Annotated in this window: 7 protein-coding genes; 3 read left to right on the top strand and 4 right to left on the bottom strand. The window is 45.6% G+C overall.

The window, feature by feature from the left end; genetic code table 11:
- The first annotated feature begins 109 nt into the window (after positions 1 to 109).
- Together ST37_RS10890 and ST37_RS10880 are read left to right on the top strand one after the other, a co-directional pair.
- Positions 110 to 6,481 carry an RHS repeat-associated core domain-containing protein gene (locus ST37_RS10890; RefSeq protein ID WP_143698187.1) on the top strand — a complete coding sequence of 2,124 codons (6,372 nt, stop codon included), beginning with the start codon at positions 110 to 112 and terminating at the stop codon, positions 6,479 to 6,481.
- 736 nt (positions 6,482 to 7,217) lie between these two features.
- Positions 7,218 to 7,799, top strand: coding sequence for a hypothetical protein (locus ST37_RS10880; protein WP_172400987.1), 582 nt, complete (start codon positions 7,218 to 7,220; stop codon positions 7,797 to 7,799).
- A 1,050-nt stretch (positions 7,800 to 8,849) separates the two neighbouring features.
- Here the strand turns inward: ST37_RS10880 and ST37_RS10875 are convergent.
- The 3 genes from ST37_RS10875 to ST37_RS10865 all read right to left on the bottom strand — a co-directional run bounded on the left by ST37_RS10875 (position 8,850) and on the right by ST37_RS10865 (position 11,727).
- Positions 8,850 to 9,839, bottom strand: coding sequence for a calcium/sodium antiporter (locus ST37_RS10875; RefSeq protein ID WP_084886668.1), 990 nt, complete (start codon positions 9,837 to 9,839; stop codon positions 8,850 to 8,852).
- Between the two features lie 392 nt (positions 9,840 to 10,231).
- Positions 10,232 to 10,867, bottom strand: a complete 636-nt coding sequence (locus ST37_RS10870) for a DsbA family protein (protein ID WP_084886154.1) — start codon at positions 10,865 to 10,867, stop codon at positions 10,232 to 10,234.
- Positions 10,861 to 11,727, bottom strand: a complete 867-nt coding sequence (locus ST37_RS10865) for an MBL fold metallo-hydrolase (protein ID WP_084886152.1) — start codon at positions 11,725 to 11,727, stop codon at positions 10,861 to 10,863. Before ST37_RS10865 ends, ST37_RS10870 begins: the two co-directional genes overlap by 7 nt.
- A gap of 113 nt (positions 11,728 to 11,840) precedes the next feature.
- On the opposite strand from ST37_RS10865, the gene ST37_RS10860 reads away from it, so the two are divergent.
- The gene (locus tag ST37_RS10860) at positions 11,841 to 12,728 is read left to right on the top strand and encodes a LysR family transcriptional regulator (protein ID WP_084886150.1); all 888 of its coding nucleotides are present in this window, start codon (positions 11,841 to 11,843) and stop codon (positions 12,726 to 12,728) included.
- 116 nt (positions 12,729 to 12,844) lie between these two features.
- On the opposite strand, the gene ST37_RS10855 is transcribed toward ST37_RS10860, so the two are convergent.
- A complete protein-coding gene (locus tag ST37_RS10855) occupies positions 12,845 to 14,185 on the bottom strand; it encodes a pentapeptide repeat-containing protein (protein ID WP_084886148.1) in 1,341 nt (446 codons plus the stop codon).
- Positions 14,186 to 14,276 lie beyond the last annotated feature (91 nt).

The raw sequence follows: 14,276 nt of genomic DNA, 5'->3' as shown, positions 1-14,276 counted from the left end.
TGTGATTGGTGCCGCTTTATTGACATCGTCAAATTCCCTACACTCTTCGCAAAATCAGTCATTTGGCCACATTTGGGTCATCGAAAATGAACATTCCATGGAGTTAGGTGTGTCGAGCAATTATTTCAAATTATTTCTATCGGTTGTCCTATTGCTATCCGGAATTGGGTATGCGAATGGTGAAGTCACCGATCTTAGTAACCAAGATAGTATTACCATTTCACCAAGGTTTACGCCGTGCGGTACAGGCTCTGAGAGTACGGGGTGTGGCCCAACAGACCCAACAGGCCCAACAGACCCAACGGATCCAACAGACCCGTCTGATCCAACTGACCCTGATGATAAGGATTGCCCTGCGGGGACTGTCGATAGAAATGGCACCTGTGTCGACTTAGACAAAGAAAACTCTGAAGAAAAAATTGCAGAGGTCGATGCGGATCTTTCAAGTGATGAAAGCGCTCTGAATAATCTAGAAGCCACCCTAGAAGATCTGGATAGCACAGCCCAAAATGAACTGAACGATGCACAAGCAAGCGCGACACTTTTACAAGATGAAAACCGTGACAATGGCCTGCTAGGTGACACCACAGGATGCCCAGTAGAGATTTCTTCAGGTGCAAAATCAACGTCCGCAACAGATGCAGTATTTTCTTTGCTTAACCTGACGAGGACTCACCGCCTATCTCAAGGCTCTGGATGGTCATTGGGCAAGGGGTGGCACAGCTCTGTGGACAGCCGTATTATTTGGGGTGTTGATGCGTCGATTGGCCATGTGTTGAACACCGCTGCACAAGTCGTTACGCAGTACAATCAGTTGATTGCTGACGTTGATTCACGCATTGAATACTACAGTAGTATTCCTACAACAGGCTATGGGGCATACAGTACTGATGTTCAAGCGGCCATAACTCGAGCTATAGATATCCTGACCGAGCGTCGTGAAGGCTATATAAATAGCCGCGATATCGCACTACAACGAAAAGAGGTAGTGCAAAACCATGAAGCCCACATTACAAAACGTAAAGCGCTCAATGCGGTAACGGTCGATACCTCTTATCCTGCAGAGTATGAGGTAGGCTCTGCGTATGTTAAGCGTATTTGTACCACGGGTAGCCGAGAGTTGTATCTACAATCAAACGAGCAGTTTGAAGCGACCGATGGCATAGCGAATCAATTTAGCCTTTTAGATTCCGGAGAAATTGAGGTTACTAATCCTTCTGGGGTGGTATACCGGTATAACGTCCACGGCCACTTGATAAACGTCGTTGCGCTGGATGGCCGCAGCGTTACGCTTACTCGAAACAGCAATCATAAAGTGACTTTGCTCAGCGACGAAATAGGCCGCACGCTTCGCTTTACTTACCAAGGTGACTTACTAGACAAAGTATTCGATGAATCGGGCCGTGTAACGCAATACGAGTACACTTCAGGCAAGCTTAGTAAGGTGACTCAATTTGATGGTCGAGAAACTCATTATCAATACGAATATAGCGCAAACCCACTTGCTATCACCAAAAAAACAGACGGTCTAGGAAACTCTGCCTCCTATGAGTATGACAAAGTCGGCGGAAAGGATGTGGTCGTTAAACAGCAAGATGAAGTTGGAAATACGTTTGAATATGAGTATGACTTCGAAGCAAGAACGACAACGCTTACTCATCGAAATGGAGAAGAAACCATTTACACCTATAATCGGTTCAATCGTGTGGTGTCAGAGTTGCACGAAGTAGATGGTTCAGAAACCCTTAAAGAATACGATGTGATGGGCAACCTGTTATACATTTCTAATGGTGAAGGGGATGTGACCTCCTACGCATACAACGGCGTTGGTCAAATGACCAATAAATACGATGCTGCAGGAGTGGACTCTGCATGGGACTACGATGCCGATGGACGGTTGGCGTCGACCACAAATGGCAACGGTGAAACCACCGACTACTATTACGACCATAGCGGAAAACTTGACTATAAAGCATTACCTGATGGCAGCACCATTACCGAAGTATGGCAAGATGAACTGCTCCAGTCCCGCACCACGAGTGATGGCGAGGTAACCGAGTACCAATACGATGAAAATGGCTACCCAGAGCGCGTAACTCGCTATGGCAACGCCACGGCAACGGATAACGTTTACATACAAGAAACCGACTTTGATGCCATAGGCCGGCCATTATCGGTCTCCATCGGCAGCGAGGCATTGCCTAGAGCGCAGTGGCGTACCACAACCTATACCTACACCACACTCGATGGCCGAAGCCTCGATAACCCCACGTCCATCACCGACCCTTTACAGCGCACAGCGACTTACGAATACGACCTGAATATGCGCCTGCTCAAAGAGGTGGATTTCTCGGGTGTTGAAACCGTCTACACTTACACGCCTGTGGGTAAGGTGGACGACAAAACCATTAGCATGCCAACCGAAAGCGGCGTGCAAAGCTATTACTATAATTACCACTACGATAAAGAGCACAACCTAGTTAAGGCTGAGCAACCTGGCAACGTGGTATGGAGATACGAATACGACGGTAAGAATCGCCTGAAACGCTCGTACATCGAAGGCACTAATGTTCAGAAGACGTTTGAATACGATTTAGCCGATCGTCTTGTGGAGGAAACTGACGCCGCCGGTAACATCACAAGTTACCTACTGCGTGGTAATGGTCAAAAAGACACCACTACTGACCCGCTAAATAACACGCTTAGCCACTACTACGACAATGCTGGTCGACTGATCAGTATCACCGACAGCGGACGAGGCGCAAATCGACTAGATGTTGACTACAATGCTCTTGGGCAAGTTCAAACTCGTCGTGACGGAGAGGGCAATGAAATTCACTTTACCTACACCCAAGATGGCGATGTGTTGAGTGAATCCCTGCCAAACCAGTATGGAGAGGCACGTTATACGTATGAGCGTGATTGGCAAGGTGCTGCGCTGTCAATACAGAATGCCGAAGGGGGAGAATGGAGCGTCACCTATAATGTATTCGGGCAACCCATATATCGTGAAGATTCAGAAGGGGGCATCGAAACCTTCGATTACGACGCGCTCAGTCGCCAAGTGTTCCATCGCGATACTGCTGGTGTGGAAACTACGTGGGATTACGACCAGCAAGCGACGCAGCTCGTTGTGACTAAGGTGGCGCTTGATACCACCCAAATCATGGGCGCTAGAAGTGCTCGCCGTGAAAGTGTTAAAACGTACGACCTAATGGGCCGATTGACCGAATTTGTCGATGCTCTTGGCCAGCAATGGCGCTTTGAGTACAACGCGCAAGGCTTGTTATCTGACACCTATAACCCAGATGGCAGCCGCATTGAGCAGCGTTACAATGCAGCGGGCCAGCAGGTAGCAAACCTGGTACATCCTGCCAACAGCAACGAGGGTGCAGTACGTGCCAGTTATTACACCTATGACGGTGAAGGGCGCGTACTGACCGAACAGTTGCCGTTCTACCCGTTGGGCACCGTCAACACCTACACCTACAATGGTTTGGGTCAAGTGACCTCTAAAATGTTGCCAGATTACACGAGGGCCGACTACCTCTACGACATCGCAGGGCGTCTAAAGCACGTAAACTACCCAGATGGCACCGTCGAGTCGTGGGAGTATGACGCTAACGACAACCCAACGGATCATACCGACCAAGAGGGGTACGTCTGGGCTTACCAATACAACGCCGACAATCAGCGCACTCACTTGTTTGACCCCTATGCAGCAGCGTATGTTTATTCGCCAGACGAAACCGTGTACGACAAGATGGGCCGCGTGGTAAGAGAAATCAATGGCTTGGGTCACAGCACTCAGACATTGCGTGACAGTTTAGGGCGCATTGAGCACACCATTGATGCTTTAAATCACCAAACCGACTACGTTTTGGATGCAGCGGGTCGGGTGCAGAGTATGACGGACCCATTGGACCGTAAGACGTCTTTTGCCTACAACGGTTTTGGCGAAACGCTATCGCGCACAGATGCACGTGGTTTTACTACCGAGTTTGAGGTGGATGCTTTAGGGCGAACCATCAAGCAAACAGACGCGTTCGGTGAAGAGACCCATTGGGGGTATAATTACCGCGATCAGGTAACCGATTCGACCGATGAGCGCAACTACACTACTAAGCGACACTACAACAGTTTTGGCAACCTTACGTCTGTGGTCGACCCTCTGGGCAGTCGCACGCAATACCAATGGAATGCCGCGGACAAGGTCACCAAAGTGACCAACGCGTTAGGGTATAGCCAAGAGTTTGCATACGATCAATTAGCGCAGTTGGAATACCACACTAACGAATTAAGTCAGCAATGGTCTTTTGACTACAATGAGATGGGGCAAGTCAAGACGATCAGGCAGCCTCAAAGTGGTAGTGACATAAATTACGACTACGATAGCCGTGGCAACGCTGTCTCTGTGGAGTACCAAGTTGACGGTCATTGGGTTGTGGATCAATGGGACTACGATCAAACCGGGCGTTTGGCCAGTATCACCAATCCGGCATTGAGTGAACACTATGAATACGACGCAGCAGACAATCTAAAAACGGTCATCAATACCACCTTGGGTCAAACGTTCAGTTACGACTATGACGCGCGTAAACTGCGTACAGTGTCGCAAATCACTCAAAACGAAAGCGTGGAGTACCAGCGTGACGAGGCTGGCCAGATTGCGCTTATCCACCGCATCCGCAACAACACCGTGGTGGAAAGCTTTGAGCTTGACTATAACAACAATGGACAACTTGAAACGGTTATCTATCCCAATCGCAGCCGTCGCATCCTAGATTACGATGCACTGGGTCGCATTTCGAGCATCACCATTGAAGCGCAGCAGTTAAAAGGCAAAAAATGGCGCAACTGGGAGTTGGTGGAGCAGTTTGACTACCGCTATGATGAAGCCGGTAACCTGATCGACCAAAATCGTTATGGCGCTAAGACTCGTGATCAATGGGCAAGCTTTGAATACGACGCACTTAATCGTTTGGTACACGCCAATTACCCCAAAAATGACGACATTGACTACCAGTGGGATGCCGTAGGCAACCTTGTCGAAAAACGCACTAAGAGCCACCGTTACGATTATGAGTACAATCAAGCCAGCCAGTTGACCGGCTTTGATGGTCATCGCTTGCCAGGGTTTGGGTGTGACTACGACGGTGCTTGTGACAGCGACAGTGACGATGCCAACAACCAGTGGTTTGAGTACCGCTATGATGACAACGGCTACTTAACCGAAGTCAGTAGCCATCAAGGCACCCAGAACTACGCTCACGACCCACTGGGGCGCATGACAGATATCAGCAACCCTAATGGCACCTATGTACATTACGGCTACGACAGCCGTTCGCGGCGCATCACCACCGAACGTAATCGCCTAACGGACGATGGACTCGAAGCACCACAGACGCTTGTCAGTCAATACGACGGCCGCCAAGAGCAAGCGCAGTTTGAAGCAGGCAAAGCGTTCAGAAGCCTTACCTTATTGCCAGAGCAAAACGGGTATGGACAAGTGCTGCATCAAGCGCTGTATGGAACTCAATCGAGCTATCTAAAAGCCAGTGGCACCAAGGGCGCCGACATTAGCCACCTATACATGCATCATGACCGCCAAGGCTCAACGATTCTTGCACTAGACAGTGGTAACACCCAAGCCATGCGCTTAGGCTACAGCCCATTTGGCGAGGTGTTTAGAAAACACAACGACCAAACGTTCTGGAAAGCCAACAGCACAGTGAACGCCAACCATCAGTTAGGTCAACTGGTACCATATCAATATACGGGCAAGTACACAGAAGGCAGCACCGGACTCGTGCAGATGGATGCGCGTTGGTACAATCCGCATACGCACCGATTTGTGCAGCCAGATTATTGGAACCTTAGAAACACGCATTTGCCAGCCGAGATACAGCATGAGTTGATGCGTTTTACTGGGTTGAATACATCTCAGTTGCTATCCGACCCAAGTCAGCAGATGAGTTATGGGTATGTGAGTGGGAATCCGTTGACGTGGGTAGATCCTTGGGGATTGTGTTTGCCAGTCGAAACCGATGGTGTTGTAAGTAAGGAAGAAACCATTCGGGTACTTGAGGAAAATATCAATGCTTGGGTTAACGCAGAGCAGCTAAGAATTGATGAAGAGTTTAGTGACAATGTTTTAGGCACATTTATTGACATTGGGCGAGTTTCGTCTGAGCGAATTGGATACGCTGCCACTGTTGCAGTAGTTGTTGCACCGACAGGGTGGGCTGCGGGTGCACTTGCAGCTATATCGTCTTTAACAGGTATAAGCGTTAGTGCCGTTGATTGGACCGCTAGTTCTAACCCAAATGGTGCTGCTAATGTTGGTTCAATTAGTGCGGAATCTTTAAGATATGTAGGTAACCAATTAGCCCCTATTGCCCCTAGACCAGTACAAATTGGGTTTGATGCAGCAACTCAAGTGTCGAATTTTATATATGGAGAAGCCGCTAGGAATGACTAAAAAAATTGCAAGTCCCAGATATTATAGAGTTACTTTGAATGCTCAGATTATGCTTGTTTGTCCCTGCCTAGTACTTTCAATTTATTCGTTGGTTACAGGGGAGGGTAGAGCATATGCTGGTGTAATATTTGCACTATTTCTTTCTGTCAATTTCTTTAGGGATGAAATTAAGTACTTATTTAAATTTGATCGAAGGTTTCTTTTTTACTTTGTGACTTTAAATATACTTGGTAGTTTGTCGGTTAAAATTTATTTTATCTTACCAACCTTATGCGGCATTTTGTCTGGTCTTTTCATCGGATTTTATAGTGTATATCGTTACGATAAGGCTATTGGTTCAGATACGCAATGGGAACCTTAGTATCTATTAGTCACATATAGGTGGAGCATTATACTCAATCATGTAGTGCCAGAATTGAACGAGACACACCAAATTATTGGTGTGTGTCTTTTTATCCTAAAAGCCAGTGGTGACAAAGGCGCAGAGATCAGTAATCTGTATCTGTACCAAGATAGGTAAGGCTCCACTATCCTTGCTCTAGACAGTGGTAACACCCAAGCCATGTGCTTAGACTACAGCCCATTTGGTGAGGTGTTTAGAAAACACAACGACCAAACGTTCTGGAAAGCCAACAGCACAGTGAACGCCAACCATCAGTTAGGTCAACTGGTACCGTATCAACTATTCCTTAAAAGTAAGGGGCAAGTACACAATGGCAGCACAGGATTCGTGCACATGGACGCACGTTGGTACAATCCGCATACGCACCGATTTGTGCAGCCGGATTATTGGAACCTTAGAAACACGCATTTGCCGGTGGAGATAAATCATGAGCTGATGCGTTTTACTGGGTTGAATACCACACAATTGCTATCCGACCCAAGTCAGCAGATGAGTTATGGGTATGTGAGTGGGAATCCGATGAGGTTTGTGGATCCACACGGACTGTTTGTTGTGAATCTAGTTGGAGCGGTTGCAGGGGCTGGATTGGATACTATTGTACAACTTGGAGAAATAGCGTTGTTAGACGAAAAAACATTATCTGGTTTTGATACTGTTCAAGTTGGAATTAACGCTGTAGCTGGCTCTGTAGGTGCAGGTATAGGAACAAATATCACCAAACTGGCTTCTAAAGTAGCGAGTGCATTCGCTACACCAACTAAAGCGAATATTGCGGCCAAAGTAACAGATGTGGCTGCGAACTCGATTTCTGGTGCATTCATCGGAGGTGCAGCTGGTACTTTAAATGATGCGCGATTGGGCAAAGATATTACTAAAGATTCTATTGTAGAGCATGCAACCTTGGGAGCTATGTAGGAGTTGACCGGTAAGTCAGGGGTTACAGATGACTTTGGTAATTTCTCAGCTTCCCCAATACTGCCTAAGCAGGAGTTAGGTAAGTTTCTAGACTCAAGGGTATGTGAATGATTATTAATCTAATCAAAGATTGTTTAATTGTGACAGTCTTCTTTTTTGCTTGTATGTATTTCTCATTTTTTATTGGGTTATTACCTAGTAAGCCTATGCATTATGTGGGCGTATATTTTCTATTGATGCTCTTTACTGTAGTTAAACGATTGTTTTTTATTAAGGAATAAATTATTTATCGTAAAGGCTAATACTCAAAACAGAAGTGCGGGATCAGGTCTTGCCTTTTTCTATGAAACTAAGAAGTTTCATTTTTCGACGTGACTAGAGCCCGTTTAATGCATCCACGCCAACCAGATAACCGGGTTGATGGCCATCACTTACTTGGTTGTGATTACGGTGGTGCCTGCAGCAGAATCATTCACTATACCGACAAATAGTGATTTACTGGGTATCAGGCCATTTACTGTCTGTACACGGCAGCCAAAGCACGTAACAATTAGGTTATGACGTGCTTGGCCGCATGGCTCAAGCGACAAGCCTTGGCCGCACCTCTATAAAATATGTTTACAGTCGTCAAGAACCAGCCCAGTTAGAGACCATTTGAATGGTAATTTGGTGACGCCTAGGTGACGCCTAGGTGACGCGAATGAGCGAAAATTCAGTATATATTTAGAAAAGCATAGAAATCGTCGTGAAGGGTTAAGTGATTGTTAGTCGTTGATTATTATAACGAAATAAACTTCGGTGAACGTTTATATAAAGTAATGAAATCTCGGCACTAATCCTTCAGGGCGTGCCATATTAAACAAAGCCCCGATAGCTCAATGAGTTGTCGGGGCTTTGTCGTTTTGGTGGCGCCACCAGCAGCATTTTTTCTTGTGGCTTAGTTCGGTTTGACGGCCTCTATCACTGTGAACGATAACATGCTCAGTTAAGCCGAGGCGAAAAATGGCTATTGATAGCGAATCAAAGGGTAATACACTTTATTTCTAATAACTAAATAATCGCATAAGCGATTTTTGTTAGGTAAGACATGAATATCATTAACAGCACTCCCCCTCCTAGGCGATGAATCCTGTAGGCCGTTTGCTCCTCATGCGATGATTGTGACTTAAGTAAGGGAGCAGCGAACATGCAACCTAACACGGCTGTTAAAGTAACCATATACGGAATATCTCGGCTAAATACTTGCTCTGGAATGACCAATTCTTTGCCGACTATCGAAGGTATAGCGATTACACCCAATAAATTGAAAATATTCGAGCCTATTACAGTGGCAAATACAATGTCATACATTCTTTTGCGTGCTCCAGCAATCGCCGCCGCTAACTCTGGTAAGCTTGTTCCAAATGCGATGATTGTTAATCCAATCGTGAGTTCGCTTAAACCCGCAAGTTGCGCTAAGTGAACCGCTCCCCATACCATCAATCGCGATGAGGTCAACAACAGCGCGAGCATAACTAAACTTTCCCAAGCAGCCCGTCTTTTAGTCAATGGTAAAAGCTCTATCTCATCTTGAGAGGTCTCGCCTTGCCTTACAGAATTTGCCAAGTAGATGCAGTATATGGTCAGCAAAATCACCAATAAAATACCATCTAACATACTTAGCTTACCTGTAGACATCAGCGCGATGCAGATTAGCAATGAGCCAGCGAGTATTGGATACTCTTTTTTTATAAAGCGTTTATGAGCGTGGATAGGAGCTATTAACACAGCTGCGGAAAGAACAAGGCCAACATTAATAATATTTGAACCAATACCGTTACCTATGGCCAATTCCCCGGCATTATTAAAAGCCGCAACTGCAGACACCAGTAATTCAGGGGCTGAAGTGCCAAAAGCAACAACAGTCATACCTATAAAAATCAAAGATATATTACAGTGTTTTGCAAAGGTTGCTGATGCCGAGATGAGCCTATCTGCACTGAATGACAGAATAACGAAGCCGAATGATAATGCTAAAGATGGAAGTAAAAAAGTGGTCATAACCTGATTGATAGGAGGGCTTTTAAAACACGAACAACCCCACACTTAGCCCTCGCATTAAAGTGTGTAAGCTGCTCGAGTCTCGCTGGGTAGATACAAAAGTATCACTGGTTACACCATGACGTGTGGTCAAATGTGTTGATGCAACCTTTTGCAATATAGGCAAAGCAAAATAGCTACTCCCTCAAACTGGCGCTGAATCTAACATATAGGGCTGAAAAAGCAAGTTGCGATAGGAGTAATGATCGTCTATCAAAGCTAGACACCAAGCTAACCAACAAAAAATTGAGGTGGATAACCATTTGGTTTCAATAAAGTCGCTCTGCAATTCCATTTGCGTCACGAACTTTAAAGATAGACACTGAACCGAAAGGGATTCTCTACACTCTTTGTTAACGTAAGAGTGCGTTTGGTTGACTTTCCAATAATGTATTCCATTGTTCTGTACGGCCATAATATTCTGTATGGGGTAGCCTTTTAAATTGTCCTTTATCTTCAATAATAAGTGTCGGGTAGCCCTGAACGCTCAATCGGGTCATCATTTGATGACTAGTATTGATTGCGTCGTCTTCTAACGTTTTCCCGGTGTTCATTTTTTCTCGCCATAACTGTTGGTCGAGCCCTAGCTGAACCGCCAACGCTTCCAAGCTGGCAAGGGTATTAACGGGCTTCCCTTCAATGTAATGTGCTTTTTGTATTGTTTTTAATATTTCAAATGGAGCCAGCCCTAAAGATTCTCCAACAAGAATTGCCCGAGTTGGAAGGTAAGAGTCCAGAACAAGTTCCTCATTACTTGTTACACGTTCTATGTAGCGCTGTCCGAACTGAGCGCCGGTCAGTTCACTAATTCGCTGGTCACTATTTACAATATGCTGACGAAATGATGGCGCGATCGATTTTGCTGGAAGCATCCCTCCGGGGTGCAGCACTAGTTGATACCTACCGTTGTTTACAATGGACTCTATTAATGGCGTAGCTCCGTAGCACCACCCACACATAGGGTCATAGAAATAGTGAACAGTTACCATGTCATCTCTCCCATATGAACTTTCGCACCAATGCTTAAAGCGATAGGTAACTTCGAGCCTTTGTATTTCTCAGACATCTTTTCAATGAGTTGTTCGCTGTTGTTACTGTTCTTTTTTGACTCACTGAAATCCTCAAGGTACTGCAACGAGTAGTTAATGGTTTCAACGTTTAGCGCAGTTCCCGACTTCATATGTCCCGGAATAACCGTTTCTGGTTGTAAAGCTTGCATCTCTCTGAGTTGCTCACTCCATGCATTTTGACTCTGCTCGGTTAGCGTGTCTGCCGTCCAAAGATGCAAGTTTCCAAATATTGCTACATTACCCAATAGTGTTTTACTTGAAGGAATCCATAAGTATGGACGGTGCGGTAAAACGCCATCTGTACCTTTTATCTCAATCTTGTGTCCCTCCAAAACAAGACTTGTCGCCTCTATTGCTTTAGGAATAAATGGTGTAACAGGAGCATTGCTGCCCATTCTAGGACTCCATACCTTGAGTTTGGCAGGCAGTTTCTTTTCTATGGCTTCTTTTACCGCAGGCGTTGTCACAATGTCTGCATCGGGAAATAATACGTGCAATACTTCAGCGCCAAAATAGAAGTCAGGGTCGGCCTGGCTAATGAAGATAGTTTTTAAGTCTTTACCCGTATCCTGTATTTTTGCTGCAATTCGCAGTGCATCAGCTTTGGTAAAGCCAGTATCTATCAGCATTACTTCACTCTCTCCAATAATCAACGTTGAGTTTGCGTGGAAGCTGTTTTCGTCTGCGTTATAAACATCAAAAGTAAGTGCTGATTGCTCTGTGGCAAAGGCGTTACCTGCGACAAGGATAGATGCGGCTAGTAGGGTGATTCTTTTCATGACTCGCTCCGTAAGTTATATGGTTTGTTTTGATGAGAGAAATCATAAAGGATTGACATGTTCTAAAAAACATACAAAATCAAACATCATTATTTCTTAATTCGAACAAATTAATGGATAAATTAACGGCTGCAAAAGTATTTGTTGATATTGCTCAATCAGGTAGTTTTACCGCTACGGCAGACAGACTTGAGATGTCTCGTCCCATGGTGACACGTTATATCGAAGCGATGGAGAAGTGGTTAAACGCTCGTTTGCTACACCGAACAACCCGAAAGGTAACGCTCACAACGATCGGAGAGCGATGTTTAAAAGAAGTTGAGGTTTGGCTTGAGCAAGCGGACGGGTTAGTCGCGTTAAGTGATGATAGTGAAGAACTATCTGGGATGGTACGAGTTGCGACAAGTATGTCACTTGGGTTTTCGCAACTTGTCCCTGCGCTGTTGAATTTCATGGCTATGCATCCCAAAGTCAATGTCGATATCGATCTTCAGGATTCAGTTGCTGATCTGACAGAAAAGCAAATTGATCTAGCGATTAGAATTGCTTCTAATCCTGAGCCCTCTTTGATTGGTAAACCGATAGCAATTTGCGAATCGGTACTGGTTGCGTCACCTGCCTATTTAGCAAGCAGGGAGGATATCATGGAGCCAGAGGAGTTGAGTTTACATAATTGTCTAGGGTATAAAAACTTTCAACGACACGTATGGCACCTCACGAAAGGTACCCAACAAAAATCAATCGATGTTGAATGTAAACTTACTGCTAACGAGGCCACTGCATTACTCCATGCGGCACTTCTTGGTGGAGGTCTCGCCATTCAGCCAACCTACTTAGCGAATAAATACATCGAAAGCGGTACATTGCAGCCAGTGCTATCAGAATGGAAGCCCGCTGACCTAACGATATATGCGCTTTACTCTTCCAGAAAACACCAATCTCCGACGGTAAGAGTACTCATTGATTATTTGCAAGAATATTTCAAGGGTAATCCTTGGTAGTCTATGGGATTTAGCAAATGGGAGAATAAAAGACTGCTGTCTTTAAAAACATGCTTATAAGCGGCTTTAATAGGTAAGAATTCGACTTTGCTGTTATGGTTCGCGGCAAAAAAACATCAAAAATCATCGTCGAGCCGTCGGCAAGCGAAGTCGCTGATGCTGTCAAATTGGTGATTGAGTTGCTGCGAGTTATTGCTGCTCAATTCAACATAGCTTAATAGTCTTTTAGCTCGCTCTTCCCCAAAGCTGGCTTGATAGAGGGCGACCAAGTGTTGCCAACGGCGCTTTTTTGCTTCGAGGGTTTCTTCTTGCGACTGCCAATAGTTAAGTTGATTACGAATGATGGTTGGAAAAACGGTGTGTTGATCCCAAAGCGCAAAGGTTTTTAGATTTTCTAATGCAAAATTGAGCTGCGTTGGCGTGGCAGGATCCGATAACCCGAGGACTTTCTTGCCGACGACCGCACCGCGTAAGTCCGCACCGAGTAACCAGGCACCTTGTGGCTGAATATTGGATAAGTATTTGATGTACGGTGAAGGTGGGTGCGTTGCTGTGACGGGGAGATCACTCAGGTTGGCACCTCGTAAGTCAGCAAAACTGAAATCTGTGATCACATAATGGCGCGCCTTTATTGGGCTGCCACCAAAGTTACTGCCTCTAAAAAGGGTGTCTCTAAGATCGGCACCAGTAAAGCGGGTACCGCTTAGCACAGCATGTTGTAGATCTGCTTGGCGCATAAACACGCAAGGAAATGACGAAAAACTAATATCTGAATGACTGAGGCTAACTAAATCTAAAAAAGGACGATCAGGGTCAACATCGTAATTGTCGTGCTCGTCATCAAAAGTGAGCCCACTAAGTGAGGCATAGCTTAGGTCAATCCCAATAAGGCTAACATCGTAGTCTATGAGAGTACTAAGTGCTTCTCGTCTTCCTAGATCTCCCCATTTCCCTTGCGCGCGGTCGATCGTTTCCCAAGCGGTCGTGATGGCGCTCGACTCTCTATCATTGAACAGATAAAAAATCAGTGAGACCAGCAATAACCACATCGAGCCCTTTTCGATAACGTCGGCACCCGTTGAAAACCAGGACTGAATCTTTTGGATTTGCGAGTTGTAAGTAGTGGAAAAATGGCCAATCACACCAGGTGTATTTTGAACAAGGCTTTTTATCGTTGGTAGAATGAACCCTTTAACCCCAATAACAAAAAGCATCAGGCATAAGGCCAGTTGCACCAGTTTATTGGGATGATTGACTAGATCTTGCCATTTCTTCAGCAGCTCTGTGACGTAATCGCTGTGTTGCAATCGCCATTCACTGACGTCAAACAATGCATAGTCAAAAAAGTAAAATGCGCTCAGCAGCGCAACCAAGCTCGTTGCTCGTTGTAAGAGTTGTCGGCTCGTACGACCGGGGCGCTGTCTCGCATCGTGCTGCGTCGGTCTATCTGGCGACACGAGAGTTGTCTATATCATCCATGATAATTAGAGCATAGACCTGAAGTGAAACAACTGGCAAGTTGGCGCGGTATGAGCCGTGTGTGTTTAC

Source organism: Vibrio sp. qd031, assembly GCF_002100145.1.
Taxonomy (GTDB): domain Bacteria; phylum Pseudomonadota; class Gammaproteobacteria; order Enterobacterales; family Vibrionaceae; genus Vibrio.
The sequence above is the reverse complement of the archived record's forward strand: the minus strand, read 5'-3'. Positions and strand labels throughout refer to the sequence as shown.